This window comes from Kitasatospora xanthocidica (assembly GCF_014656195.1).
Taxonomy (GTDB): Bacteria; Actinomycetota; Actinomycetes; order Streptomycetales; family Streptomycetaceae; genus Kitasatospora; species Kitasatospora xanthocidica.
This window is the reverse complement of sequence record NZ_BNBY01000007.1, coordinates 343,432-367,674: the sequence shown is the minus strand read 5'-3', so window position 1 is coordinate 367,674 and position 24,243 is coordinate 343,432. Positions and strand designations below refer to the sequence as shown.

20 protein-coding genes and 1 tRNA gene are annotated in these 24,243 nt (G+C 73.3%); 7 read left to right on the top strand and 14 right to left on the bottom strand.

Annotation, left to right across the window (positions count from 1 at the left end):
- Positions 1–38: 38 nt before the first annotated feature.
- The 3 genes from IE332_RS16120 to IE332_RS16110 all read right to left on the bottom strand — a co-directional run bounded on the left by IE332_RS16120 (position 39) and on the right by IE332_RS16110 (position 2,334).
- Positions 39–650 (bottom strand): hypothetical protein, encoded by a 612-nt coding sequence (locus IE332_RS16120; RefSeq protein ID WP_229928631.1) that lies wholly within the window; start codon positions 648–650, stop codon positions 39–41.
- A gap of 143 nt (positions 651–793) precedes the next feature.
- Entirely contained in the window at positions 794–1,603 is an 810-nt protein-coding gene (locus tag IE332_RS16115) for an enoyl-CoA hydratase/isomerase family protein (protein ID WP_189916533.1), read from the bottom strand.
- A gap of 35 nt (positions 1,604–1,638) precedes the next feature.
- Positions 1,639–2,334: a TetR family transcriptional regulator gene (locus tag IE332_RS16110; RefSeq protein ID WP_189916532.1), complete on the bottom strand. Its 696-nt coding sequence runs from the start codon at positions 2,332–2,334 to the stop codon at positions 1,639–1,641.
- 171 nt (positions 2,335–2,505) lie between these two features.
- Between IE332_RS16110 and IE332_RS16105 the strand changes: the two genes are divergently transcribed.
- The gene (locus IE332_RS16105) at positions 2,506–4,020 is read left to right on the top strand and encodes an MFS transporter (protein ID WP_229928630.1); all 1,515 of its coding nucleotides are present in this window, start codon (positions 2,506–2,508) and stop codon (positions 4,018–4,020) included.
- A 103-nt stretch (positions 4,021–4,123) separates the two neighbouring features.
- Here the strand turns inward: IE332_RS16105 and IE332_RS16100 are convergent, their stop codons facing one another.
- Positions 4,124–4,672 carry a GNAT family N-acetyltransferase gene (locus IE332_RS16100; RefSeq protein ID WP_189916531.1) on the bottom strand — a complete coding sequence of 183 codons (549 nt, stop codon included), beginning with the start codon at positions 4,670–4,672 and terminating at the stop codon, positions 4,124–4,126.
- Between the two features lie 76 nt (positions 4,673–4,748).
- Here IE332_RS16100 and IE332_RS16095 point away from each other — a divergent pair, with 76 nt between their 5' ends.
- Complete coding sequence (locus IE332_RS16095) at positions 4,749–5,360, top strand: TetR/AcrR family transcriptional regulator (RefSeq protein ID WP_189916530.1); 612 nt, start codon at positions 4,749–4,751, stop codon at positions 5,358–5,360.
- 368 nt (positions 5,361–5,728) lie between these two features.
- Here the strand turns inward: IE332_RS16095 and IE332_RS16090 are convergent.
- A tRNA-Arg gene (locus IE332_RS16090) sits at positions 5,729–5,804 on the bottom strand.
- A 631-nt stretch (positions 5,805–6,435) separates the two neighbouring features.
- Here IE332_RS16090 and IE332_RS16085 point away from each other — a divergent pair.
- From IE332_RS16085 to IE332_RS16065, 5 genes are all read left to right on the top strand, one after another.
- On the top strand, positions 6,436–7,056 hold the full coding sequence (locus IE332_RS16085; RefSeq protein ID WP_189916529.1) for a single-stranded DNA-binding protein: 621 nt from the start codon (positions 6,436–6,438) through the stop codon (positions 7,054–7,056).
- Between the two features lie 354 nt (positions 7,057–7,410).
- The gene (locus IE332_RS16080) at positions 7,411–8,862 is read left to right on the top strand and encodes a Cys-Gln thioester bond-forming surface protein (RefSeq protein WP_189916528.1); all 1,452 of its coding nucleotides are present in this window, start codon (positions 7,411–7,413) and stop codon (positions 8,860–8,862) included.
- A 295-nt stretch (positions 8,863–9,157) separates the two neighbouring features.
- Positions 9,158–10,822: an energy-dependent translational throttle protein EttA gene (gene ettA / locus IE332_RS16075; RefSeq protein WP_189916527.1), complete on the top strand. Its 1,665-nt coding sequence runs from the start codon at positions 9,158–9,160 to the stop codon at positions 10,820–10,822.
- Positions 10,823–10,956: 134 nt separating this feature from the next.
- Positions 10,957–11,397 carry an acyl-CoA thioesterase gene (locus tag IE332_RS16070; RefSeq protein ID WP_189916526.1) on the top strand — a complete coding sequence of 147 codons (441 nt, stop codon included), beginning with the start codon at positions 10,957–10,959 and terminating at the stop codon, positions 11,395–11,397.
- 133 nt (positions 11,398–11,530) lie between these two features.
- Complete coding sequence (locus IE332_RS16065; protein ID WP_189916525.1) at positions 11,531–12,223, top strand: DUF8010 domain-containing protein; 693 nt, start codon at positions 11,531–11,533, stop codon at positions 12,221–12,223.
- A gap of 76 nt (positions 12,224–12,299) precedes the next feature.
- Here IE332_RS16065 and IE332_RS16060 read toward each other — a convergent pair whose 3' ends face one another.
- From IE332_RS16060 to IE332_RS16020, 9 genes are all read right to left on the bottom strand, one after another.
- A complete protein-coding gene (locus IE332_RS16060; RefSeq protein ID WP_189916524.1) occupies positions 12,300–12,704 on the bottom strand; it encodes a globin in 405 nt (134 codons plus the stop codon).
- Between the two features lie 134 nt (positions 12,705–12,838).
- On the bottom strand, positions 12,839–13,984 hold the full coding sequence (locus IE332_RS16055) for an ABC transporter permease (RefSeq protein ID WP_229928629.1): 1,146 nt from the start codon (positions 13,982–13,984) through the stop codon (positions 12,839–12,841).
- A complete protein-coding gene (locus IE332_RS16050; RefSeq protein ID WP_189916523.1) occupies positions 13,981–14,898 on the bottom strand; it encodes an ABC transporter ATP-binding protein in 918 nt (305 codons plus the stop codon). The genes IE332_RS16055 and IE332_RS16050 overlap by 4 nt, the downstream gene beginning before the upstream one ends.
- A gap of 156 nt (positions 14,899–15,054) precedes the next feature.
- Positions 15,055–16,266, bottom strand: coding sequence for an FHA domain-containing protein (locus tag IE332_RS16045; protein ID WP_189916522.1), 1,212 nt, complete (start codon positions 16,264–16,266; stop codon positions 15,055–15,057).
- A 73-nt stretch (positions 16,267–16,339) separates the two neighbouring features.
- On the bottom strand, positions 16,340–17,695 hold the full coding sequence (locus IE332_RS16040) for a vWA domain-containing protein (protein ID WP_189916521.1): 1,356 nt from the start codon (positions 17,693–17,695) through the stop codon (positions 16,340–16,342).
- Positions 17,696–17,825: 130 nt separating this feature from the next.
- The gene (locus IE332_RS16035) at positions 17,826–19,130 is read right to left on the bottom strand and encodes a PP2C family protein-serine/threonine phosphatase (RefSeq protein ID WP_229928628.1); all 1,305 of its coding nucleotides are present in this window, start codon (positions 19,128–19,130) and stop codon (positions 17,826–17,828) included.
- A gap of 3 nt (positions 19,131–19,133) precedes the next feature.
- Positions 19,134–21,701: a serine/threonine-protein kinase gene (locus IE332_RS16030; protein WP_189916520.1), complete on the bottom strand. Its 2,568-nt coding sequence runs from the start codon at positions 21,699–21,701 to the stop codon at positions 19,134–19,136.
- Between the two features lie 5 nt (positions 21,702–21,706).
- Entirely contained in the window at positions 21,707–23,074 is a 1,368-nt protein-coding gene (locus IE332_RS16025; protein ID WP_189916519.1) for a hypothetical protein, read from the bottom strand.
- Positions 23,075–23,265: 191 nt separating this feature from the next.
- Positions 23,266–24,237: a glutamate ABC transporter substrate-binding protein gene (locus tag IE332_RS16020; RefSeq protein WP_189916518.1), complete on the bottom strand. Its 972-nt coding sequence runs from the start codon at positions 24,235–24,237 to the stop codon at positions 23,266–23,268.
- Positions 24,238–24,243 lie beyond the last annotated feature (6 nt).

The window sequence follows — 24,243 nt, the reverse complement described above, 5'->3', positions numbered from 1 at the left end:
GACGGCCTGCGCCGTCCCGCGCTACCGGTCGACCGGCGCTACCGGGCGGCCCAGAAGGTGAGCCCGGCCGTGAGCGCGCCCACCACCGTGCCGACGACCGTCTGGGCGACGGTGTGGTCCCGCAGCACCACCCGGGACCACCCGACGAGCGGGACCAGCAGCGAGAGCAGCAGCCAGAGCGGCCCGAGCGCGACGGCCAGGCAGACCACCGCGCCGGCGGTCACCGCGGTGTGCACGGAGACCTTCCACCAGACGGTGATCACCAGGATCGGGATCAGCGAGGCGAACATCGCCAGCACCAGGGCGGTCAGGTCGGCCGGGGCGTCCAGCCGGATCATCACGGCGAAGCTGAGCAGCACCGAGCCCATGATGAAGGGGAGGACGGTCAGCCGGCGCTGCCGGTGGCCGACGTGACGGTCCTCCACCGTGCCCTTGCGCATGCCGCGCCGGATGAACAGGGTCGGGACGACGGCCGCGAACAGGGCCGCGAAGGCCGCCCAGCCGATGCCCTGCCAGCCGTAGCGCAGGCCGCCCAGCAGCGGGAGCAGCGCGATGATCACGTTCTTCGGCTCGACGCCGTCGGTGATGCGGCGGGCCCAGATCGTCCGGGGGCTGGGGGCGGTGGCCTCGGTCGTGGCCTCGGTCGTCATCGGGGCGTCGCTCCGGGGTCGGCGTAAGCGGTAGGCGTACGTGGTGGGGGTACGTGGTCGGCCGGCGGTTCGACGTCGGCCGGACGATCGTACGGGTGCCGCCCCGTCCCCGGTCGGCCGGTCCCGGTGCGGAACCGCCGGGCTCAGAACCGCGGCGGGCGGCCCTCCAGGAAGGCGGCGAGGCCCTCGCGCACGTCCGGGGTCTCGCGGGAGCGGCGCTCCCACGGCGCCAGCGCCTCGGCCGCCCGCTCCGGCGGGACGGACAGCGCGGCCTTGACGGCGCCGATGGTCTGCGGGGAGCGGCGGGTCAGCACGCGGGCGAAGTCCAGGGCGGCGGCGTCCAGTTCGGCGTCCGGCAGGACGCGTTCGGCGAGGCCCAGCGGCAGGGCGTCCCGGCCCGGCACCAACTCGCCGGAGAACAGCAGGTACTTGGCGCGGGCCGGACCGACCAGCCGGGCCAGCCGCAGGGTCGGCACCGCCGGGTAGACCACGCCGAGCTTGGCCGGGGTGATGCCCAGCCGGGCGTCCTCGGCGACGAACCGCAGGTCGCAGGCGACGGCCAGTTGGCAGCCGCCGCCCACGCACGCGCCGTGCACCACGGCGACGGTCGGGTGCGGGAAGGCCGCCAGCGCCTCCTCGGCGGCGACGTTGACCGCGTGGTAGGCGTCCGCACGCTTCGGGTCGCCGTACACCTCGGCCAGTTCGCCGATGTCCGCGCCCGCGCTGAAGGTGTTGCCGGCGCCGGTCAGCAGCAGGGCGCGCACGCCCGGGTGGCCGGCGAGCTGCTCCAGCGTGTCGGGCAGCGACTCCCAGATCGCCAGCGTCACCGCGTTGCGGCGGTGCGGGCGGGCGAACTCCAGCACCGCGACGCCGTCCTCGCCGACGTACGCGTTGAGGCCCTCCGCCCGCGCGGGCAGGGCGGAGCGGTCCCGTGTGAGCAGCGGCTGGTCCATGCGCACCTCCGGTCGGTCGTGGTGCGCCCACTCTCTCAGGCGGTGTCGGTGCAGTAGTCCCCGAGGCCCCGTTCGACCAGGGCGAAGGCCCGGTGGGTCGCGTCCAGTGCGGCGGGCAGGGTGTCCGCGGCGGACTCGCCGGCCAGCATCCGGCGCTGGTTCTCGCCGGTCAGGGCCAGTTGGACGGCCACCAGCTGGGCGGCGGCGACCCTGGCGGTGAGCTCGTCGTGGGCCGGGTCCTGGGTGCGGAGTTCGTCGGCCAGCAGGACCTGTGCCTTCTGGTCGAAACCGGCGGTGGCGCGCATCAGCAGGGTCGGGGTCCGGTGGATCACCCGGACCACCTTGAGGACGACCGGGTCGTCGCTCAGCCCGGTGGAGGGGTCGAACAGCTCCAGCGCGGCCAGGAAGTGCGTGCGCAGCGCCGCCACCGCCGAGGTGCCCGGGGCGCGTTCGCGCACCACCCGGGCCGGCTCGTCGAGGTGCTGCTCCATCGGGCCCATGACCAGGTCTTCCTTGGTGGGGAAGTAGTTGAAGACGGTCATCTTGGACACCTCGGCGGCGGCCGCGATCTCGGCCACCGACACCTGGTCGAAACCCCGCTCGGCGAACAGCCCGACGGCGGTGCGCCAGAGCCGGATGCCGGTCTGGATCTTCTTGCGCTCCCGCAGCGGGAGCGCGTCGAGGTCGAAGCCGTGGTCGAGGCCGCGGGTGAAGCCGGTCTGGGGCGCCATGGGGTGACTGTACCAGGAACAAGGATTGACCAGGCTCATTGATGTGCCCGGATGAAATATGTCCCTGGCTTAAGGATTGACCGAGTCCAAAAACCCTGTCATGGTGGTGCCGTTCCCGCCGGACCGCCCCGGTCCGCGACCGAACTCCACCGACCCTGGGGGGACCTGACGATGACACCGACCACCCTGATGACACCGGCCCAGCGAGGGCTGGGCATGGTGATCTGCCTGGTCACGATCGTGCTGGCGGTGCTCGACATGAACATCGTGTCGGCGGCCAGCGTGCCGATCGTCCGCGAGCTCGACCCCGTCCACGGCGTCGACCGGCTGCCCTGGCTGGTCAGCGCCTTCGCTCTGGCCGCCACCGCGCTGCTGCCGCTGTACGGCAAGCTCTGCGACCTGTACGGCGCCAAGCGGGTGCTGCTCGGCGCGGTCGGCACCTTCCTGCTCGGCTCGGGGCTCTGCGGGGCCGCGCAGAGCATGGAGCAGCTGATCGCCTTCCGGGCCGTCCAGGGCATCGGCGGGGGCGGGCTGATGAGCGTCACCATGGTGGTGATGGCCCACCTCAAGGACCCTGAGGAGGAGGGTGGCGGCAAGGGCGGGGCGACGGGCGGCATCGTCGCCGGCCTCGGCATGGCGGTCGGCCCGCTGATCGGGGCGCTGTTCACCGACCACCTCAGCTGGCGCTGGATCTTCTACGTCAACCTGCCGCTCGGCCTGCTGGTCCTGGTCGGCGCCGCCCTGGTGCTCAAGCTGCCGGCCTCGGCCGGCCGCCGGTCCCTGGACTTCCTCGGCGCGGCCCTCGCCGCCGCCTTCGCCACCACGCTGCTGCTGGTCACCGAGTGGGGCGGCAAGGACTACGCCTGGACCTCCCCGGAGATCCTCGGGCTCGCCGCCGCCGCCCTGGTCTCGCTGGCCCTCTTCCTGTGGCGCCAGGCCACCGCCGCCGAGCCGGTGCTGCCGCTGTCGCTGTTCCGGATCCGCGCGGTGCGGCTGGGCTTCGCGATCCAGGGCCTGGTCGGGGTGGCCATGACCGGTTCGATCATGTTCGTGATGATGTACCTGCAGATCGCCCGCGGCGTCGCCCCGACCTCGGCGAGCCTCTACCTGATCCCGATGGCGGCCGGGATGACCGCGGTCGGCCTGCTGATCGGCAGGCTGACCGCCCGCGGCCACGCGCCGCAGACCTTCCTGGTGGCCGGCTCGGCGGTCGCGGCGCTCGCCCTCGCCCTGCTCGGCCTCAGCGGGCCGGCCACCCCGCTCTGGCAGGTGATGGCCGAACTCGCCCTGCTGGGCTGCGGGCTGGGCCAGCTGGTCGGCCAGCTGATCATGCTGGTGCAGGAGGCCGCGCCCGCCCACCAGCTCGGCGTCGCGACCACCGGGGTGCGGTTCTTCCAGACCCTCGGCAGCGCGCTCGGCGCGGCGGCCTTCGGCACCGTCCTGACCCGGGCCTACGAGGCGGGCGAGCCCGGCGGGACGCTCGGCGCGGTCCGGACGCTCACCGGCGCGGCCCGAGAGCACGCGCTGGGCAGCTTCACGGACGCGGTGGACGTGGTGTTCCTGTCGGCGGGCGGGGTGCTGGCACTGGCGCTGGTGCTCGCGGTGCGGCTGCGGGCGGCCGGGCCCACGGGGGCCCGAGCGGCGGGGGAGCGTCCCGAGGAGGAGCGGCCGGTGCTCGCGGCCTGAGACGGCCGGAGTATCGGTGAGGACCGAGGGGCCCGGTGGACCGCAGGGGAGTCCACCGGGCCCCTCGCCGTGGCGGTTGCGGGAGACGTGACCGGCTCCGCCGTCAGGCCTGGGCGGACCACTCGTGGGCCAGGATCGCCCAGATCTCCTTGTCGAGGCGGACCCCGTTGTGCAGGTACCACTCGCGCAGCACGCCGTCCCGCTTCATGCCGACCCGCTCGGCGACGGCGCGGCTGCGGGCGTTGACGGAGGTGCACCACCACTCGGCCCGGTGCAGGCCGCGGGTGACGAAGGCGTAGTCGAGGAGCTGCCGGACGGCGGCGGTGATCAGCCCGCCGCCCTCGCCGGCCGGCTCGGTCCAGGCACCGATCTCGCAGACGCCGGACGTGGTGTCGAAGCCGACGAACATCACGCCGCCGACCAGCGTGCCCTCCCGCCAGATGCCGTAGATCCGCTTCTGGTCGGCGGCCTGGCCGTCGGCGTAGCGCTGCAGGGTGGCGCGGGCGGAGTCCAGGTCGGTGGAGAAGGTGGCCCAGGGGATCCACGGATCGGTGTGGGCGCGGGCCCGGTCGATGTGGGCCAGGAACTCGGGGGCCTGCCACGGCTCCAGCGGGCGCAGTTCGGCGTTCTCGGTGAGCTGTACGGCAAACACGGGCGGGCCTTTCGGGCTGGAGCGCGGGTTGGTCGGAATCATTCATAACAAACGTTTGGTATGTACGATAGACCTTATGACACCGGCCCGCGGAGACCATGACGCCCGTCGCTCGGACGTGTCCGAGGGGGTGTGGCGGGTGCTCTCGACCCGGGGCTTCGAGGGGCTGACCCTGCGCGCCGTGGCCGCCGAACTGGGCGCCTCCACCGGGATGCTGACGCACTACTTCCCGAACAAGCGGGCGTTGCTCAGCCACGCCCTGGAGGAGCTGGACCGGCGCTCGGGCGCCAGGCCCCGGCGCACCGCGCCCGCCGACGGCAGCCCGCCGCCGCCCGCCGGGCTGCCCCGGCTGCGGGCGGCGCTGCTCGACGTCCTGCCGCTGGACCGGGACGCAGCGTCCGGCAACCGGATCTGGGTCGGCTCCTGGGACCACGCGCTGGCCGATCCGGAGCTGGCGGCCGCGCACGCCGGCCGCTACGCCCGCTCGCGGGTGGCGCTCACCGCGCTGGTCGCGGACGCCCAGCGGCTCGGGGAGCTCCCGGCGCAGGCCGATCCGGCCGAGATCGCGGCCGGCGCGCAGGCCTTCGTGCTCGGGCTGGTGGTGCAGGCGCTCTTCGCGCCGGAGGAGTTCCCGCCGGAGCGGCAGACCGCGCTCCTGGACGCCCATCTGGCCGGGCTGACGGGCTGACACGGCTGGCGGGCTTACGCGGCTGATGGGCTTACGCGACTGACGGGCCGACGGTCCGGGCGGCCCGTCCTCCGACGGCTTCGCGGGGGACCGGCCGCCTCCGGAACGCCGTCGGAATGGACCGGGGTGGGGGATTCGCCGGGATTCGCCCGGGATTTCCGTCGTGCGAGGAGCCCGGTGTGATTGTCCGAACCGCGCCTTTTCCCGGGACCGCGCACAAAGGCGGGCGGCGGTTTTCGCTGCGGCCATGACACGGAATGTCACGGGTTATGCGCGGTGGGTGCCCGATGGGCGCCCGGTATTACGGGGTGGAAAGGTGCGACTACGCTTGGTCGCGACCGGCGCGACAGCCTGCGCGAATTGCGGGGTGGCGCCCCCAGCAGGATTCGAACCTGCGACCTACCGCTTAGAAGGCGGGTGCTCTATCCGCTGAGCTATGGGGGCGGGACGGGCGGCGCCCGGGTGGGCGCGACCGTGGCCGGGATCGGGCGACGAGCGCCGGGGCGCACGCTGTCCGGCCCCGTGCCTGAGGGTGGGGGTGGGGGTTGGTGGGCCCTCGCCCTGTCGGGGACAGGATAAGGGTGTCCAGTTCCTCGGCCGGGTGTGACGACACCGTCGTTGGTGTGTCGGTTCGGTGGAGCGGTCCGATAATCGCAGGTGAAGGCCGTGAGTGCAGCGGTCTGGGAGTGTTCCGCGCCGGACGTTGTGCAGTCGTTACGGGGCTGCCTCCTCACCCGTTATGGATTCGACACGGAGAATGTGCCGCCGGGGGTGCGGGTGGGGGGCGCAAATCACGGTTGCGCCGGTCGGATGACGTGCGCGGACGGTCCCCGGGGGCGTTCCGGCGGGCGCCGGCCGGGGCGGCGATCAGCGGGTTTGTTGTCATGGCCGCGAAGAGTCGAGGGCGAAGCGCTCCAAGAAGGCCGAAATTCACCCCTGCGAGTGACAACTCTTCCACAGGGCCGAGTTATCCACAGGATTTCGGAAGTCACTGGCCCGGATTTCTCCTGAAGTGCACGCTCAAGGCGCACCGGTCGATTCCGTACGGTGCTTCGGCGAGAACGGAGAGTGTGCCGTGAACGAGACGCATGTGACGGTCGTCGGCAATGTCGCGACGGAGGTGAGCTACGGGGAGACGGCCGGCGGGGTGCCGATGGCGAACTTCCGGCTCGGCTGCACCGAGCGGCGGTACGACCGGCAGCGCGAGTGCTGGGTGGACGGCGAGACGCAGTGGGTGACGGTCACGGCCTGGCGGGCGCTGGCGGTGAACCTGATCGGCTCGCTGGCCAAGGGCGATCCGGTGCTGGTGAGCGGTCGGCTGCGGGTGCGGGAGTGGACGGAGGGGGAGGCGAAGCGCAGTCGGGTGGAGATCGACGCCCGATCGGTCGGACACGATCTCACCCGTGGTACCTCGGCGTTCCGTTGGGCGGCCGGGGTGCGGGGGCAGCCGCCGGGCGGTGCGGGGCCGGCCGGCGCGGGGGTCGGGGGCGAGCCGGTGCCGGAGTGGATCGTGAGCGCACTGGAGGCGCGCAAGGCCGCCGCGGTGGCCGCCGCGGCGCTGCCGGGAGGGGCTCCGGCGGTGGCTCCGGCGCCCGGTCCGCGGGCGTTGCCGCCGGGCGATCGGTCGGTGACGGACGACCAGGGCGTGGTAGCCGGAAGGGGGCGGGGAGGTGGCGGGCCGGATGCGCGGAGCTGACGGGTCGATGGCCTTCTCTGTCGACAAATATGTTGATCGAGAAGGCTGTTGTTCCCGCGTGCGCAATCCGACCGGATAACCGAAAGTCGGCCCGGAGTTTCTGTCCGACCGTCAGTTTGTGGGGATCCTGAGGGGGTTGATAACGATCCAGATACGGAATCGTCCTGATTTCGCATGGGGGTTTCGGGGCCTCTGGGGGTCAATAGGATTCGTCTGGTTCATACCCGCAGCAGTGCCACAGGGGGCACGCGCGGCACGGCAAGTCGGCGGGTCCGCCCCTCGGAGCGGCCCGGCCCGGAGGGATCCCAGATGTTCCAGAGGCAGGGGCGGAGTCTGTCCCGGATAACCACTGTCATGCTCACGACCGGCTTGACCTTGGGCGGAGGCCTGTTCGCGGCCGGTGCGGCGGTCGCGGCGGACACCCCGGGAGCGGGCGTGACCGCGGTGGTGCAGCCCACCATGCTCGGCGAGAAGATCGACGTCGACGGTGGCACCGTCGACGGCGGCCTGTTCACGCTGAAGACCGCCGACGGCGAGCTGCAGACCTACTGCATCGACTTCGGGTTCCCGGTGGACATCCGGAAGAAGATCCAGTACCAGGAGTCGGACTGGGCTTCCAGCTCCCTCGGTGACAAGAACAAGACCGAGGCGGCCGCCAAGATCCGCTGGATCCTGGAGAACTCGTACCCCCAGGTCAAGGACCTCACGGCGCTCTCCAAGGCCGCCGGTACGGGCAACCTGAGCCCCGAGGCCGCGGCCGCGGGCACCCAGGCCGCGATCTGGAAGTTCTCGGACAACAAGAACGCCGTCCCGCACGACGAGAACGCCAAGAAGCTGCGCGACTACCTGACCGGTGCCGCCAACAAGGGCATCGCCGCCGAGCCCAAGCCGTCGCTGACCCTCAGCCCGGACTCGGTCTCCGGCAAGTCCGGCGCCAAGCTCGGCCCGTTCACCCTCAACTCCAGCGCCTCCGAGGTGAAGCTGGCCGTCAGCGGCGACGCCGCCGACAAGGTCAAGCTGCTGGACAAGGACAACAAGCCGGTCGGCGGCTCGATCGCCGGTCCGATCGCCAAGGACACCCAGCTGTTCCTGGACGTGCCGGCCGGCACCCCGGACGGCTCGGTCACGGTCAACGCCAGCGCCTCCACCGTCGTCCCCAGCGGCCGGGTCTTCCTCAGCAAGGGTTACACCCGCGAGGAGCACAGCCAGACCATGATCCTGGCCGGCTCCAGCAAGCTCAGCGTCGCCGACGCCGCCAAGGCCACCTGGAAGCAGGGCAAGGGCGCGCTGATCGACAGCACCGCCAAGGTCGAGTGCGCCAGCGGTGGCGTGCGCGTCTCCGTCACCAACGGTGGCGACGAGGCCGGCACCGTCACGGTCGGCAAGCAGTCGCTGACCGTCCAGCCGGGCAAGACCGAGAGCGTGCTGGTCAAGGTCGACGAGAAGACCGCGTACGACATCACCGTCTCCGGCCCGAACGGCTACAGCCGCGAGTTCAAGGGCGTCCTGGACTGCAAGACCGGCACCGGCACCGGCACGCCGACCCCCGGCCCGTCCACCCCGGCCCCGACCGGCACGCCGTCCGGCACCCCGTCCGGCACCCCGTCGGGCACCCCGAGCGCCGGCGCCGGCCAGCCGGCCCCGTCGACCACCAGCGCCGCCCCCGGCACCGGTGGCCTGGCCCAGACCGGTGCCAGTGACTCGACCCCGATCCTCGCCGCCGTCGCCGGTGGCCTGGTCGTGGCCGGTGGCGCCGCCGTCTTCGTCCTGCGCCGCCGCGGCCGCCACGGTCGCACCACCGCCTGATCCCCTCCGCGGGCCGAGGGGGCTGACCCCCTGAGGCCGTGAAGCAGGAGCCCGGCCCCCCACACGCGCTGCGGGGGGCCGGGCTCCTTCGCGTCGGTGGGTCCGTGGTCGGTCCCCGGCGGGGGCCGCGGGCGTCGGCCCGGTGGGAGAAGGGGAGTGCCGGGCCTCGGACACCGTCACCGGCGGGCCGGGGATACCCCCGAGGGGCACCCCGGCGGTTCGGGGCCCGCGGCCGGGTGCGGCACAATGGAAGGCTGCAAGCCGAATACTCCCGACGACGCCGGAGCGATCTCACGTGGCGGAATACATCTACACGATGCGCAAGGTGCGCAAGGCTCACGGAGACAAGGTCATCCTTGACGACGTGACGCTCAGCTTCCTCCCCGGAGCGAAGATCGGCGTCGTGGGCCCCAACGGCGCCGGTAAGTCCACCGTGCTGAAGATGATGGCCGGCCTGGAGCACCCCTCCAACGGCGACGCCTTCCTCTCGCCGGGCTTCACCGTCGGCATGCTGCTCCAGGAGCCGCCGCTGGACGAGACCAAGACGGTCCTGGAGAACGTCGAGGACGGCGTCAAGGAGATCAAGGGGAAGCTCAACCGCTTCAACGAGATCGCCGAGCTGATGGCGACCGACTACTCGGACGCGCTGCTGGACGAGATGGGCAAGCTCCAGGAGGACCTGGACCACGCCGAGGCGTGGGACCTGGACGCCCAGCTGGAGCAGGCCATGGACGCCCTGGGCTGCCCGCCCGGCGACTGGCCGGTCACCAAGCTCTCCGGTGGTGAGAAGCGCCGCGTCGCGCTCTGCAAGCTGCTGCTGGAGGCGCCCGACCTGCTGCTGCTCGACGAGCCCACCAACCACCTGGACGCCGAGTCGGTGAACTGGCTGGAGCAGCACCTGGAGAAGTACAAGGGCACCGTCGTGGCCGTCACCCACGACCGGTACTTCCTGGACAACGTCGCCGAGTGGATCCTCGAGCTCGACCGCGGCCGCGCCTACCCGTACGAGGGCAACTACTCCACCTACCTCGAGACCAAGCAGTCGCGTCTCAAGGTCGAGGGCCAGAAGGACGCCAAGCGCGCCAAGCGCCTCAAGGAAGAGCTGGAGTGGGTCCGCTCCAACGCCAAGGGCCGCCAGGCGAAGTCCAAGGCCCGTCTGGCCCGCTACGAGGAGATGGCGGCCGAGGCGGACAAGATGCGGAAGCTGGACTTCGAGGAGATCCAGATCCCGCCGGGCCCGCGTCTGGGCAGCGTCGTCATCGAGGTCGAGAACCTCAACAAGGCCTTCGGCGAGAAGGTCCTGATCGACGACCTGAGCTTCACCCTGCCGCGCAACGGCATCGTCGGCATCATCGGCCCGAACGGCGCCGGCAAGACCACCCTGTTCAAGATGCTCCAGGACCTGGAGACCCCGGACAGCGGTTCGGTCAAGGTCGGTGAGACGGTCAAGATCAGCTACGTCGACCAGAGCCGCGCCAACATCGACCCGAAGAAGACCCTCTGGGAGGTCGTCTCCGACGGGCTGGACTGGATCAACGTCGGCCAGGTCGAGATGCCGTCCCGCGCCTACGTGTCGGCCTTCGGCTTCAAGGGCCCGGACCAGCAGAAGCCGGCCGGGGTGCTCTCCGGTGGTGAGCGCAACCGCCTGAACCTGGCGCTCACCCTCAAGCAGGGCGGCAACCTGCTGCTTCTCGACGAGCCCACCAACGACCTCGACGTCGAGACGCTCTCCTCGCTGGAGAACGCCCTGCTGGAGTTCCCCGGCTGCGCCGTGGTCATCTCCCACGACCGCTGGTTCCTGGACCGAGTGGCCACCCACATCCTCGCCTACGAGGGCGAGAGCAAGTGGTTCTGGTTCGAGGGCAACTTCGAGTCCTACGAGAAGAACAAGATCGAGCGGCTCGGCGCCGACGCCGCCCGTCCGCACCGGGCCACCTACAAGAAGCTGACCCGAGGCTGACATCCAGCCGTCACAACGGCCCGGCAGACTGCCCTCCGGGGCGGCCTGCCGGGCCGCGGCCCACCGCCGCACCCCGCCGCCGTCCGTCGGCACCGGGGGGCGGCGGCGGGCGACCGGAACTTAGGAGAACACCCGTGGCCCGCCACATCTACGCCTGCCCGCTGCGCTGGTCCGACATGGACGCCTTCGGGCACGTCAACAACGTGGTCTTCCTGCGCTACCTGGAGGAGGCCCGGATCGACTTCATGTTCACCCAGGCCGCCGAGGCCGGCGCCGGGGAGTTCGCGGGCGGTTCGGTGGTGGCGCGCCACGAGATCGACTACAAGCGCCCGTTGGTGCACCGGCCGGAGCCGGTCACCATCGAGACCTGGGTGACGAGGATCGGCGGCGCCTCGCTGACCGTCTCCTACGAGATCAAGGACGTCGCCGAGGACGGCACCGACATCGTGTACGTCCGGGCGTCCACCGTGGTCGTCCCCTACGACCTGGCCGAGGGCCGGCCGCGCCGGATCTCGCCGGTGGAGCGGGAGTTCCTCGGCCGCTTCGTGGACGAGCCCGTCCCCGCCGCCGTCTGACCGCCGCCGTCCGACCGCACCCGCTGACCGTGCCCGCCGTCCGGACCCGCTGACCGCACCCGCCGTCCGCACCCGCCGTCCGCACCGCCGTCCGGACCTGCCGACCGCACCCGATGATTCGAGCTGAGCTGCGTTGACCGTCACCGCCCGTCTCGCCCTGGCCGACGCCGGGGAGGCCGCCGACCTCTCCGCCTTCCTGCTGCGCCTGCTGCGCTTCGACAAGGCGGCGGCCGTGCGCCTGCAGGCGGTGGGGCCGGGTACGGAGGACGGCGTGCTGGCGGTGTTCGGGCGGCTGCCGCTGGGCGGTTCGGGCGCGCTGGCGATCCGCACCGCGCGGCTGGACGGCTTGGACGAGCCGGTGGACCTGACCGTCTCGGCGGGTCAGCTGCTGGACGGCGTGGACGCCGGGCAGGGCGCCGTCGCGCTGCCGGCGCCGGTGACCGGCCCGGCGTGGGCAGGCCTGCTGCCGCCGCGTACCGGCTGGCGGCCAGCCGGGGCCCCGCCGGTGGCCGAGGTGTACCCCGAACTGATGGCCGGGGTCCGGGAGTTCCGCGAGCGCAGCGAGGCCGTGCCGGAGCACCACCGGACCCGTGCGGTGCTGGACGCGCTGGCGGACGAGATCTGGTCCCGCCCGGTGTCCGTGCTGCCGGAGCTGCCGTTGCGGGCGGTGCACGCCGCGTACGTGGTGGGCTTCCTGAAGCCCGGCGCGCCGCTGTCGGTGCACCGGGCGGGCGGCTGGCTGCGGTTGAGCGCCCCGGCGGGTTCGGTGGCGGTGCGCACCGCGGCCGCCCCGGGAGCGGGGCTGGGGCTCAGCCCGCTGCGCTGACGCCCGCCGCGCTGACGCGTGGCTCGGCGCTTCAGCCCCCGGCGGTTCAGTCCCCGGCGCTTCAGTCCCCGGCGCTTCAGCCCTCGGTGTTGATCATCGAGGCGGCGGCGTACGTCAGGTAGTCCAGCAACTGCCGCTCGTGGTCGGCCTCCAGCTCCAGGCTCGCGACGGCCGCCCGCATGTGCCTCAGCCAGGCGTCGTGAGCCGCGCGGTCGACCTTGAACGGCGCGTGCCGCATCCGCAGCCGGGGGTGGCCGCGCCGGTCGCTGTAGGTACGGGGGCCGCCCCAGTACTGCATCAGGAACAGCGCCATGCGCTCCTCGGCCGGGCCGAGGTCGCCCTCGGGGTACATCGGCCGCAGCAGTTCGTCCTCGGCGATGCCCTCGTAGAACCGGTGGGCCAGCCGCCGGAAGGTCGACTCACCGCCGACCTGCTCGTAGAAGGTCTCCTCGCTCAACGTGCCTCGCCGGATCTCGCTCACCCGACCATGGTCGCAGACGCCGACGGGGTCGTACACCGGGACCGAGGTCGTGGGTCCTGAGGCGTACGACCCCGTCGGGTCGGGTGCGGGAAGGATCGGGTGTCAGCGGCGAACGCCCGGGCCGGTCAGGCCGGTCAGTCGTCCTCCCACTTGAACAGCTTCCAGGCGACGGCGGTGAGCACCGCGGCGAAGAGCAGCAGGCCGCCCATGGTCGGCAGGGCGTCCATGACGCCTCCGCCGCGGGTCAGCACCGACTGGGCGGACTTCACCAGGTAGTGCAGCGGCATGACCTCGGAGATGGCCTTCAGCCAGCCCGGCGCGTCGTCCAGCGGGAAGAACGAGCCGGAGAGGAAGGACATCGGCAGGACGATGACCTGCGAGATGCCGTTCGCGGCCTCCTCGGTCTTGGCGACCGAACCGGCCAGCAGGCCGATCGACATGAAGGCGAGGGTCGCGCAGATCACCAGCGGGATGACCAGCCACCAGTCCCCGGTGAGCTTGAGCCCGAAGAAGCTCGTGGCGACCACCAGGAAGACGGCGCTCTGCAGGAGCGCGGTCAGCAGGGAGACCACGACCCGGGAGCTGACGACCGTGCCCGCGCTGATCGGGGCCAGCCGCAGCCGGCGCAGCACCTTGGTCTTGCGCCAGTTGACGAGGGTCAGCGCGGCGCCGAACACCGCGCCGGTGGCGACGGCCCAGCCGAGCAGGCCGGGGGTGAGGAACTGGATCGGCTTGAGCGACTTGTCCTCGACCTGCTGGGAGTCCAGCACGTAGGCCGGGGGCTGGCCGGTGGCGGCCTGGTTGGCGCTCTGGACCACGGAGTTGAGGATGCCCTGGAGCGCGCCGGCGCGGACGGTGTCGGCGGCGCTGTAGCGCAGCTCGACCTTGCCGTCCGGGCCCTGCTCGATCATCGCGTCGAAGTCGCCCTTGCGGACCTTCTCCAGCGTGGCCGCCTCGTCGTCGGTCCTGGTGATCGTCAGGACCTCGTTCAGCCCGTTGCGGGCGTCGCCCTGCATCGAGTCGAACAGCTTGACCGCGCCGACCTGCGCCACCTTGGCGTGCGGGCTGCCGGAGCCCTGGGTCACGGTGCCGAAGAAGACCAGGAACACCAGCGGGAAGAGCAGGATGAAGAAGGTCGCGGTGCGGTCGCGCTTCATGCCGAGCAGCATCGCGCGGGACAGGCTCCAGAACGCGCTGACCCGTTCCCGCTCGCCGGCGGCACCGGCCCGACCGCCCCGCTGGGCGGGGACCTTCGGCTCGGTGGACGTGGTGGGGGTCATGCGCGGAACTCCCGTCCGGTCAGCTGGAGGAAGACGTCCTCCAGGGTGGCGCCGCGCACCTCGAGGCCGCGCAGCGCGTTCTGCTCGGCCAGGACGCTGAGCACCGGGGCCGGAAGGCGGGTGGAGACGGAGAGCGAGACGGTGTCGTCCTCCAGGTTGGCGATGTCGGCACCGGCCGCGGTCAGCAGCTCGCGGGCCCGGTCGAGCGGGAGCTGGCCGGAGGCGATGCTGATCCGGACGGTGTCGTCGAGTTCGCGGATCAGCGCCGCCGGGGCGCCGGTGTGCAGGATCTTCCCGTGGTCCATGATCGAGACCCGGTCGCAGAGCACCTCGGCCTCGTCCAGGTAGTGCGTGGTGAGCACGACCGTGCGGCCCTCGGCGTTGATGTCGCGCAGGAGGTCCCAGAGGTTGCGCCGGGACTGCGGGTCGAGGCCGGTGGTGGGCTCGTCCAGGAAGACGAGCTCCGGGTCGTGCGCCAGCGCGCAGGCGATGGACAGGCGCTGGGCCTGGCCGCCGGACATCTTCTCGGTCAGGCTCTCGGCCTTGTCGCCCAGACCGACCCGCTCCAGCATCGCGTCGGCCCGCTTGGGGCCGACCCCGTAGAACGACGCGAAGGTGCGGATGGTCTCCCGGGCCGTCAGTTTCCGGAAGAAGGCGGAGGCCTGGAACTGCACGCCGATTCTCGGCAGCAGTTTCGGATTGCGCGGCCAGGGGTTCATCCCCAGCAGCTCGACCCGGCCCTCGTCCGGTTTCCGGACGCCTTCCAGGATCTCCATGGTGGTGGTCTTCCCGGCGCCGTTGGGGCCCAGGATCCCGTAGAACTCGCCGGCCTCGACGGTGAAGGACACCCCGTCGACGGCCTGCACATCCCCGTACCGCTGACGGATGCCGTCGGCGGATATAGCTGCAGTCATGTGCCCTGAGAGTAGGGGTTCCGGAGCGTCCTGTGCACATCGCGGAGCGGGATTTGCTGATCCTTTGAGCAACCGGGAAGAGCGGCCGGGCCGGGTGAAACGGTGAATTCCACCCGGCCCGGCCGGAATTGTCGCTGACGCGCGCTCAGGGACGGGTCAGGCGCGGTGCACCGTGATGGTCGTCCAGGCGCCGACGTGGATCCGGTCGCCGTCGTTGAGCGGCACCGCGGTGTGCGGGGCGATCGGCTCCGCGCCGCCGTTCACGGTGGTGCCGTTGGTCGAGTCCTGGTCCACCAGCACCCAGCTGCCGTCCGCCTGTTCGGCGAGCAGCGCGTGCTGGTGGGAGGCGCCCGGGTCCTCCGGCGGGACGGACAGGTCGATCTCGGGCACGGTGCCGCGGTGCTGGCTGCGCCGTCCGATCCGCAGCTGGCCGCGGCCGGTGAGCGGGATCCGGCGCTCGGGGCAGTACGGCGGGAAGAACAGTCCGGCCGCCTCGGGGCCGCTGCGGGCCATCATGTCGGTGAAGTAGTCCCGGTCGGCCGCGACCACGGCGATCCAGGTGGTCCGCACCGGCTCGGCCGGGGCGGCCTCCTGCTGCGGGTGCTGGGGCTGCGGCGGGGCGAGGTGGAAGGAGGTGCCGAAGTCGCCGCCGCGGTTGTTCGGACCGGGGCCGGCCGGCTGGGCGTACACCGGGCCGGAGTCCTCGCGCACCGCCGCCTCGGGGAACGCCCCCTCCGGCGGAGGGTAGCCGTAGGTGTGCGGCTGCGCCGGGGCCTGCGGCTGCTGCAGGACGGGCGGGGCCACGGCCTGCTGGGCGGCCTGGGGCTGCTCCGGCTGCGGGTGCGGGTAGCCGTACGGGGCCTGCGGCTGCTGCGGGGCGCCGCCGTACGAGGCCGGGATGTTCAGCGGGGCCGGGGCCGGGGCCGGCGCCGGTGCGGGCGCGCCGGCGCCGGGGACCTGGCGGCGCGAGGGCGTGGAGAGCTCGTAGTCGTAGCCGCACTCCTCGCAGAAGCGGCCGGTCTGCGGGCTGCGGCAGATCGGGCAGAGGACCAGGCCCTCGGTGAGGCCCTGCTGCGCGCCGGGCGGCGGGTAGCCGCCCGGGGGCGGGTACCCGCTCGGCGGGGGCAGCGTGCCGGCGGGCGGGACGGCCTGCCCCGGCGGCATCGCGGGCGGGGGCGGCGGGCCGCCGAAGGACGCACCGCCCGGGTACCCGGCGGGTGCGCCGGGCGCGGGGCCGGTGCCGGGCGGGTATCCGGCGGGTGCGCCCCCGTGGGCGCCGGGCGCGGCGGCCGGCGGGGTCATCGGGAAGCCGCAGAAGTCGCACCAGTCCTCGGCCTGCGACTCGTGGCCCCTCGGGCAGATCGGCATCAGGTCCCCCTCGTTTCGGGCCGGCTGGGTGCGGCGTCGCGCCGGGGTGCCGGCCCGGTCACGTCTTCAGCGGTCACTTCTTCACACGTACCGTCTTGGTCGACCGGGTCTCAAGGGTCATCGAGTCGGCCTCGCTCACGTTCTTACGGAACCGAACGGTACCCTCCTTCGGGTCCACCACGTCCACCACCTTCTGAAGCAGTTTGTAGGTGCCCTCGTTCCCGGTCGCGTGCGCGATCCGGACGGCGGCGCCCAGCTTGGCGGTGGCGGTGTCGACGTCCCCGGCGCGGTGGGCCTCCAGGCCCGCCTGGATGGAGGAGGCCAGCTCGGCCTGCCCGGTGTAGTGGGCGACCTGCGGGCTGATCCGGGTGGAGGAGGCCAGGTCGTCGGTCCAGAGCGCCTTGACCAGGCCCTGGCTGAGCACCTCGGGGGTGCCGCCGCCGACCTGCGGGGGCAGTACCAGGCTGATCCGGGCGGCGAGCATCTCGCTGCCGATCGCGGCGGCCGGGACCTCGACGCAGACGTGGTAGTCGCGGCTCTCGTCGCCCCAGGAGCCGGTGGGGTAGTCGCCGGCCCGGGGGCCGGCCTCGGCGCGGCGGGCGGTCAGGTCCTCCACCGAGGGGGCGACCTGCTTGACGAACTTCACGGTGGCGTTGGCCGGGGTCCAGATCCGCAGCGCGACGTCGGCGACCTGCTTGCCCATCGCGCCGGTCATCATCGAGCGGAAGTCGTCGGCCAGGCCGGAGGGTTCGGCGACGATGTCGACGGTGCCGAGCAGCGCGGAGGAGATCTTGCGCAGCTCGTCGATCCGCCAGTCGGTGCCGACGCCGCGGCAGTCGGCGGTGAAGTGGCCGGTGACCCGCTCGACGGTGCGGGCGAGGTCTTCCGCCGACTCGTGCTCGTTGTTGCCGTCGGTGAGCAGGATGGTGTGCCGGATGGCGATGTCCCGGCGGGTGAGGAAGAGCTTGTCGGCCTTGGCCAGCCAGGTGCCCATCGCGGTGCCGCCGGCCGCGGTGAGCCGGCGCAGCGACTCCTTGGCCTCGGCGCGGGTGGCGGCGGAGGCGGTGGCGAGGGTGCCGTCGCCGGGGTAGATGTCGCGGGCCTCGTGGGTGCCGGCGACCACGGCGAAGGCGGTGCCGTCGCGCAGCGCGTCGACGGCGGCGGCGGTGGCCTCCCGGGCGCCGTTGATCTTGCTCTTGGGGTAGTCCATCGACCCCGAGCAGTCCACCAGGATCACCACCGCCGCGGCCGAGTCGGCGTTCGCGGGCGAGGCGTCGGTGATCCCGAGCGGGCGGCCGCCCGAGGTGCCGCCGCCGGTCGCGGTGACGGTGACGATGGCGTTGACCTCGCGGGCGCCGTCGGCCAGGTACTCGTTCTGGAAGATCTCCACGTCGAACCTGGGCAGGTTCGGCTTCGCCAGTGTTGCCATGGGGCGGTCGGCTCCCGTCGGGTGAGGGGTGGATGCGATCAGGACGGTGGGGCGGTCCGCCGGCCGGGGCCGGCGCACCGTGGCGCCGTGGCGTGCGCCGGGCGGCCGGTCGGGCCGCCCGGCGGTCGGGTCAGGCCGTCGGCGGGTGCGGCGGCAGCGGCGGGACGGGCGGTGCGACGGGCGGTGCCGTAGGCGGGGCCGGGGGGACCGCCGGCGGTGCGGGCGGGACCGGCGGGGCCGGCGGCAGCGGGGCGGCGGGGGAGCCGATCACCGGGAGGTCCGGCAGGGTCGGATCGTGGTCCTCGTCGTCCTCCGGGACGGGCCGCCGGGTGATGATCGGCAGGTCCAGCGCCGTGGGGGTCTGCTCGGCCTCCTCGACCGGGACGGCCGGCGGGTCGATCGGCAGTACGGCGACGGTGATGTTGTCGTGGCCGCCGGCGGCGACCGCGAACTTCACCAGGGTCTGCGCCGTCGCGAGCGGCTCGGTGCGGGCGTCCGGACGGACGTAGTACGCCAGGTCGGTGGCCGCCTCGGCGTAGTTCCACAGGCCGTCGGTGCAGATCAGCACCACCCCGGGGACGTGCGGGGTGAAGTCGAGCGTGTGCGGCACGACCTCCTCGGCGTCGGCACCGAGCCAGCCGGTGATCGCGTGCGCCCGGGGGTCGGCGTACGCCTCGGCCTCGCCCATCAGCCCGGCCTCGACCATCCGGGCCGCCCAGGAGTCGTCCTGGGTGAGCCGGAACGGCTCGGCGGCGGCGCGGTCGTCCGGGATCCAGTACGCCCGGGTGTCGCCGACCCAGCCGATGGTGACCCGGCCGCCCGCGGCTATGGCGCTGACGTAGGTGCAGGCGGGCGCGTTGAGGTCGGGCCGGACCGGGCCGGCGCCGTCGGTCGCCAGGTCGGCGACGGCCTTGGCGGCGTCGGCGATGGCCGCGCGCATCGCCTCGCCCGGGTCGCGGCCGGCCTCCAGCGAGGTCAGCAGCGACTCGGAGGCGCAGTCGACGGCGGTCGCCGAGGCCTCGTCCGGGCGGTCGGAGGAGGAGACGCCGTCGCACACCACGGCGACCACGACCGGCTCGCCGCCGGGCAGCGAGGTCGCGGCGACGGTGAAGCTGTCCTCGTTGCGGTGGTGGCGCACGCCGCGGTCGCTGACCCCGGCGACGCCCCCGAGCGCCTTCTCCATGTGGTCGCGCGGGCGCGGCTGGGCGCCGCCGCAGCCCTCGCAGTAGCCGTCCGCGGTGACCTGCGGCTGCCCGCAGTGCACGCAGACCGGCCCGCGCTGCTGCGGTACGGCCTCACCCCGGGCGGCGGCCCAGCCCGTGGGCATCGCGCCCGGGGCCGTCCGGCCGTCCCGACCGGCGCCGCAGGAGTTGCAAAAGGCGTCCTCCGGGTCCATCGGCTCGGAACAGCTCGGGCACTCGGTCTGCTGCGGCATCGGCTACACCCACGTCCTGGGACGGGCACGGTTGGCCCGTTCCACCATCTCGATCCTGGTCTCCGCCCGGTCGGCCAACCGGGCGAGTACCCGGTAGGACTGCTCCAGGGCGAAGCGCAGTTCCCGCTCCTGCGCGGGACGTCCCAGTACCACCAGCTCGGCGGCCGGCCGGGCACCGGCCGAGCCGGCGCCGACCCAGCCGAGCGCCGCGCCGAGCACCTCGACCGAGAGCTCCTCGCGGCGGCGGTCGTCCAGCCGCAGCGCGGTCAGCTGCGCGGAGCTCGCGCCGAGGTCGGCGGCCAGCTCGTCGGTGGCGGGGCGCTCGCGCAGCCGGGCCCGGACGGCGGCGATCCGGGCGGCGGTGTACTGGCTGGAGGTGGCCGGGACGGACTCCAGGACGCGGACCGCGCCGGCCCGGTCGTCCTCGGCCAGCCGGACCCGGGCCAGCCCGAAGGCGGCGCTCAGGTAGGCCTGGTCGGTGGCCCACACCAGCCGGTAGAACTCGGCCGCGTCGCCGCCGTCGCCGAGCAGTTCGGCGCAGTTGGCGAGGGCCAGCTTGGGCGCGGCCTCGCCGGGGAAGGCGTCGTAGATCGCGTCGAAGGCCTCGGCGGCGGCGCGGAGGGAGGTGGTGCGCCCGCTCGCCTCCGGCTCGCCGGAGACTCCTTCGCCGGTGCCCTCGGCGGCGCCGACCAGGGCGGTGAGGCCGCGGTACCAGACCACCCGCCAGTCGTCCGGGTGGTCCTGTTCCAGTGCGGCGAGGTGGGCCACGGCGTCGCGGTGGCGGCCGAGTTCGAGCAGGGCGCGCAGTTCGCGCAGCCGGCTCTCCACCGAGGAGGTGGGGGCGCCGGCCAGCGCGGTGAGCGCCTCCTCGGGGTCGGGGGAGAGCAGGGTGGCGAGGAAGCCGGCGTTGGGGTCGCCCGGGTCGACCCGGGGGATGGGCAGGGCGAGGGCGGCGGCGGCCGGGTCCAGGGCGGTCACCCGGAGCTGTCCGGCGGCTTCGGTGGGCAGGACCAACTCGGTGTCGACGACGCGCAGTTCGGGGCCGAAGAGGGTGGAGAGCGCGGGGTAGGGCCGGTCGTTCTGGAGGGCGAGGATCTCCCGCAGCACGCCGGTCAGCTGGTCGGCCATCTCCTCGGCGGAGGCGAAGCGGCGGGCCGGGTCCGGGTCGGTGGCGCGGACCAGCAGCCGGTAGTACGACTCGTACGTGGCGAAGGCCTCGACGTCCTCGGGGCCGGGCAGGGAGTCCCGGTAGGTGGTGCTGTAGCCCGGGAAGTCGAAGGTGAGCACCGCGAGGGTGCGGGCGACGGTGTACAGGTCGGAGGCGGGGGAGGGGCCGTCGGTGGCGATCTCCGGGGCCTGGTAGCCGATGGTGCCGTAGATCGGGCCGTCGTCGTCGAGGCGGCGGACGGCGCCCATGTCGATGATCTTGAGCGTGTCGCCGCTCTGGATGGCGTTGTCGATCTTGAAGTCGCAGTACACCAGGCCCCGGCCGTGCAGGTAGCCCAGGGCCGGCAGCGCCTCCAGTGCGTACGCGATCGCCTGCTCGACCGGCAGCGGCTCCCGCCGTCCGTCCGGGGTGCGGCGGTCGTTGGCGATGTCCTTGAGCGACTTGCCGCCGACGTACTCCATCACGATGTAGCCGTCGGTGGCGCCGGTGCGCAGGTCCGGGTGCTCGGCGAAGTTGATGATCCGGACGATGTTCGGGTGGTCCACCTCGGCCAGGAAGCGCCGCTCGGCGACGGCCGCGGCCAGCGCGTCCTCGTCCCCGGTGTCCAGCAGGCCCTTGAGGACCACCCACTTGTCGTCGAGCCGCCGGTCCACCGCCAGGTAGATCCAGCCGAGCCCGCCGTGCGCCAGGCAGCCCACCACCTCGTACTGCCCGCCGACCAGGTCCCCCCGGCGCAGCTTGGGCGTGAACGAGTACGGCGTGCCGCACTTGGTGCAGAAGCCGTCCGGGCGGCCGGGGCGGCCGTTCTTCTCCCGGCCCACCGGGGCCTCGCACTTGGAGCAGAACCGCTTGCGCTCGGGCACCTCGGGGTTGGCCAGCACCGCCTGGGCCGGGTCGGCCGTCGCGACGGTCGGCACGGTGACCAGGCCGGCGCCCAGCCGGTTGCGGGTGCCCGCGCTGACGCTGCCCCGGGTGCGTACGGAGACCGAGCGGCTGCTGCCGGTGCGGGTCGAGCGGTTGGAGCGGGAGCGGCCGGACATCGAGCGGGCGGAGCCGGTGCGGGCCGACATCGAGCGGACCGAGCCGCTGCGGCCGGAGTCCGGGGAGACCCGGGCGGACGGGACCCAGGGCTGGGTGACGCCGGTGTCGGCCTCGGGCGGGGTCAGGCCGCACTCGTCGCAGTAGCCGTCCGTGTCGATGCTGCCGGAGCAGTCGCGCGGGCAGGGCGCGCCGGGGCCGACGGCACCCGCCCCCGCCGCGGACGCCCCCGCGGACGCCCCCGCGGGCGCCTTCGGCGTCGCGGTGGTCCCGCCCGCCGGGGCCAGCCCGCACTCGTCGCAGTAGCCGTCGGCGTCGATGCTGCCGCTGCCGGAGCAGTCCGGCCGTACGCAGGTCTCGCCCATCAACCTCAGCCCCCCTGAACCTGTCCGTCGACCGGCGGCCGGCCGGCCGCCTCCTGAACCTGCCCGCCCTCGGCCTCGGTCTGGGCCGGGCGCAGCGACTGCTGGAACCGGGCCACCGCGGCGGCCGCCGCCCGCAGGTCGCACGGCGCGCTCCACAGCAGCCAGCGCGCCTTCTCGTACCGTTCGAGCACTTCCGGGTCCTCGGCGACCCGCAGCCGGGCCGCCATCGCCTTGTAGGCGTCCAGCCGGCCGCGCAGCTCGGCCCGGACGGCCAGCGGCTGGGTCACCTCGGTGAGGGACTGCCGGGCCCGGGCCAGCTCCTTGGCGGCGGCGTCCTCCAGCGTGTCCAGCAGCGGCGCCAGTCGGCCCCACTGCCCGGCCTGCCGCAGGTCCAGCGCCGCGATGATCCGCTCGCGCAGCGCCGAGGCCGGGCCCGGTACCGCCGGGACGTCGCTGGCGGCTATCTTCGCCAGCACCTCGCCGCGGGCCCGGCGGGCCTCGGCCAGTGTGGCGTCGGCCCGCTGGAGCAGGTCGCCGACGCCCTGCAGCCGCTCCTCGGCCTCGTCGCGCAGCCGCAGCAGGTCCTCCAGCTCCAGCCGGACGCCGTCCAGCGCCCGCCCGGCCCGGTCGAACCGCTCGGTGTCCACCACCCCGGCGGGCCCGGCGAAGGCCGAGCCCTCCGGCACCGTGCCGCGCTGGGCGGGCACCCGGGCCGGGCGCCACAGCGCCAGCGGGTCGCCGCGCACCTCGGTGCGCAGCTCGGTGAGGTCCTGTTCGATGCCGGTCAGGTCGTCGCCCAGCGGGTGGACGCCGGAGCGCACGCCGAGCGAGCCGGCCAGGGTCCGCACCCGGTGGAGCTCGGCCAGCAGCAGGTCGATCCGGGCCGGCAGCGCCGACCAGACGGCGTCGGCGGCGCTGACCACCTCCAGCACGGTGGCGTACCAGGAGTTCATCCGGGCCATCAGCGCGTCCAGGCTGACCCGCTCGACCAGCTTGGCGGGCGCGCCGAGCAGTTGCGGCCCGTCCGGCAGCGCGCCGCCCGGGACGGTCACCGCGTCACCGGTCAACAGTTCGTTCAGTTCGGCGAGTTCGGGCGCGCCGGGCTTGGCCTTGCGGGCCCGTACGGCGCGCGCCGAGGCCAGCGCCTCGGAGTAGCGGTCGAACAGGGCCCAGAGCAGCGGCAGGCCCTTCCCGGCGACCGACCAGCGCTCCAGGGTGCGCCCGGTGAGCTCGGCGCCCTCCAGCAGTCGCAGGCCCGGGTGGTCCTGCAGGGCGAGCAGCGCGGACTCGACCGCGTCCCGCTCCGCGCCGAGGCGCGCGAGCGCGCGGTCCACCTCCTCCCGGCTCAGTGCCGGGCCAGCCGATGCCGCCACCGCGGTGTCCTTCCTTCCTCGCGTGCGATCCCGACGTGCCTGACGTGCGGTCCCACGACAACCCCCCGTTGTCCACCACCGGTCTCCCCGCGGTGATCGTCCCGAACCCTAGCCGGTGGCCGTTCGGGCGGTACGGGCGCGGGGCGTCAAGACGGTGTCAACACCCCGGGCCCGGACGTCCTGCCGGTGCCTCAGCGCGTGCCCGGCCAGAACCGCTCCGCGTCGTTGAGCATGTACGGCTTGAGCCAGCGGTCGTACGAACGGGCCCAGTCGCCGCGCGCGTAGTAGTCCGCCAGCACCTGGTTGACCCGGGCGGTCAGGTCGGGGCTCTCCTTCAGCATGGCGACGCCCACCACCTCCGGCTGCGCCTCGCCGTCCACGATCCGCACGGTCTGGTCCTGGGCGGCCTGACCGGCCGCCAGGCCGTTGTCGGTCATGGTGGCGTCGACCTTGCCGAGCTGCATCAGCACCAGGCAGTCCAGCTGGTTGCCGACGGTGACGACCTGTCCGGCGGTGTTCATGTCCTTGATCACGGCCTGCCCGGTGCCGCCGTCGGCGACGCAGACCGTCCTGCCCTTGACCGCGTCGTCGATGGTCTTCGCGGGCGAGGCCTTGGGCACCAGGACGCGCTGGCTGATGTTGAAGTACGGCTTGGAGAAGGCGACGTCCTCCATCCGCTTGCAGTTGATCGTCATGGTGCGGACGATCAGGTCGACCCGGCCCTTCTTGATGGCGTCGATCCGGTCGGCGGTCGCCACCGGCTTCAGCACCACCTTGTCCGCGTCGCCCATGACGGCGGTGCCGATCGCCCGGGCGAGGTCGATGTCGAAGCCCTCGATCTGGCCGGTGTTCGGGTTGCGGGCGCCCCAGCGGTAGCTGTTCTGGTCGACGCCGATCACCAGGGTGCGCTTGGCCTTGATGGCCTTCACGGCCGGGCCGTCCTCGGTGCTCGGCGGCACGCTCTTGGTGATGTCGCAGTCGGCCTGGTCCTGCTGTGCGGCCTGGGCGGCCTCTGCGGCCTGGGCCGCCTGCGGGGCGGTGCCCGCGGCGGTCGCGGCCGTCGGCGCGGCGCCGACCGGGCCGCCGCCGGCGAGCACGACGGCGCCCGCGGTCAGCAGCGCCACGGCGGCGGCGGATCGGGTCGGTACGGTTCTCTTGCGCATCTGTCC

What these genes read in the sequence shown, in the direction of transcription:
- IE332_RS16120 (WP_229928631.1), bottom strand. Translation starts at nt 650, where the DNA reads ATGACGACCGAGGCCACGACCGAGGCCACCGCCCCCAGCCCCCGGACG.
- IE332_RS16115 (WP_189916533.1), bottom strand. Translation starts at nt 1,603, where the DNA reads ATGGACCAGCCGCTGCTCACACGGGACCGCTCCGCCCTGCCCGCGCGG.
- IE332_RS16110 (WP_189916532.1), bottom strand. Translation starts at nt 2,334, where the DNA reads ATGGCGCCCCAGACCGGCTTCACCCGCGGCCTCGACCACGGCTTCGAC.
- IE332_RS16105 (WP_229928630.1), top strand. Translation starts at nt 2,506, where the DNA reads ATGACACCGACCACCCTGATGACACCGGCCCAGCGAGGGCTGGGCATG.
- IE332_RS16095 (WP_189916530.1), top strand. Translation starts at nt 4,749, where the DNA reads ATGACACCGGCCCGCGGAGACCATGACGCCCGTCGCTCGGACGTGTCC.
- IE332_RS16080 (WP_189916528.1), top strand. Translation starts at nt 7,411, where the DNA reads ATGCTCACGACCGGCTTGACCTTGGGCGGAGGCCTGTTCGCGGCCGGT.
- IE332_RS16055 (WP_229928629.1), bottom strand. Translation starts at nt 13,984, where the DNA reads ATGACCCCCACCACGTCCACCGAGCCGAAGGTCCCCGCCCAGCGGGGC.
- IE332_RS16050 (WP_189916523.1), bottom strand. Translation starts at nt 14,898, where the DNA reads ATGACTGCAGCTATATCCGCCGACGGCATCCGTCAGCGGTACGGGGAT.
- IE332_RS16045 (WP_189916522.1), bottom strand. Translation starts at nt 16,266, where the DNA reads ATGCCGATCTGCCCGAGGGGCCACGAGTCGCAGGCCGAGGACTGGTGC.
- IE332_RS16040 (WP_189916521.1), bottom strand. Translation starts at nt 17,695, where the DNA reads ATGGCAACACTGGCGAAGCCGAACCTGCCCAGGTTCGACGTGGAGATC.
- IE332_RS16035 (WP_229928628.1), bottom strand. Translation starts at nt 19,130, where the DNA reads ATGCCGCAGCAGACCGAGTGCCCGAGCTGTTCCGAGCCGATGGACCCG.
- IE332_RS16030 (WP_189916520.1), bottom strand. Translation starts at nt 21,701, where the DNA reads ATGGGCGAGACCTGCGTACGGCCGGACTGCTCCGGCAGCGGCAGCATC.
- IE332_RS16020 (WP_189916518.1), bottom strand. Translation starts at nt 24,237, where the DNA reads ATGCGCAAGAGAACCGTACCGACCCGATCCGCCGCCGCCGTGGCGCTG.